Origin of the sequence: Streptomyces aureus, from assembly GCF_001418135.1 — a bacterium.
Lineage (GTDB): Bacteria > Actinomycetota > Actinomycetes > Streptomycetales > Streptomycetaceae > Streptomyces > Streptomyces aureus_A.
In genome coordinates, this window is sequence record NZ_LIPQ01000478.1 from 1 (window position 1) to 1,205 (window position 1,205).

The 1,205-nt window shown below is 74.6% G+C and carries 1 protein-coding gene and 1 pseudogene; both read left to right on the forward strand.

Features of this window, described 5'->3' with window-relative positions:
• Positions 1-589, forward strand: a pseudogene (locus AOK00_RS31220) (SAM-dependent methyltransferase); the annotation flags it as partial.
• Positions 590-666: 77 nt separating this feature from the next.
• The coding region (locus AOK00_RS31225; RefSeq protein WP_055603553.1) for a hypothetical protein at positions 667-1,205 on the forward strand (539 nt) is incomplete at its 3' end.

A 1,205-nucleotide genomic window follows, 5' to 3' on the forward strand; every position in this document is an offset into this window, starting at 1 on the left:
CCCCGCGCCCCGCCCCCTCACCACCGTCGGCGAACTCGCCCGCACCGGGGCCCTCCAGCTCCGTACGGGCGGCTCGGGCACGGCCCCCGCCGACGCGGGCGTACCCGTCCTCACCGAGCACGACGTCCTGTCCGGCGGCGCGCCCTCCGGCACCCTCCCCGCCGGCGGTCCGGGCGAGGAGCGCGAGGAGCCCGTCCTCGTCGCCGAGGGTGACGTCGTCGTCCCGGTCCTCGGCGGCGGCTCCGTCGCCCGGGTCGTGGACGCCGCCACCGCCGGCGCGGCACTCGGCCGCAACCTCCAGCTCCTGCGGCCCGAACCGGCCGCCCTCGACCCCTGGTTCCTCGCCGGATTCCTGCGCGGCACCGCCAACAACCGGCAGGCCAGCAGCTTCGCCTCGACCGCGACCCGGCTCGACGTGCGCCGCCTCCAGCTGCCCCGGCTGCCCCTGGCCGACCAGCGCCGCCACGGCGTCCACTTCAAGTCGCTCGCCGAGTTCGAGGAGGCCCTGAGGCTCGCCGCCCGCCTCGGCGAACAGCTCGTCCAGGGGCTGTACGACGGTCTCGCGGACGGAAGTGTGGAGCCCGCGTGAAGGCCGTCATACTCTCTTGGTCCGACTTGGTCCGGTCAACCGCAGAGGCCTGATCGTCCGTCCTGGGGGAGCGTCGTATGTACGGTCAGGTGCCCACACCCGCGGCCACACCCGCACCCGCACCGCCGCGTGCCACCGGCCCGTCGGCGGCGACGATCACCGTACGGGTCCTCATCACGGTCCTGGTGGTCCTGTCGCTCGGCTTCCTCGCCTGGGTCGCCATGCTCCGGATCGCGATCATGCGGCGCACGGGGCGCGACTGGGCGCTCTTCTGGGGTCAGTTGGTGCTGAACGTCGGGTGCGTGGTGCCGCTGGAGCAGCGGTTCGCCGGCACCTGGATGAACACCGCCGGCATGATCGTGCTGCTCGTGCAGATGGCGATCGTGACCTGCTACTTCCTGGTGGTCGACATCCGCCACCATCAGCCGGCGCCGGTCGTGATCATGGTCCCGGCCCCGTCGCCCCACCTGCCGCAGCAGCAGTCGCCGCAGCCGCGGTCGTACCCGTACGGCACGCCGCCGCCCGGGTACGCCACGCCCGGGTACGCCACGCCGGGACCCGGCTACCCGCCCGCCGCCGTCACGGCGCCGAGTCCGGCGCCGGGACCGGTGCCGGG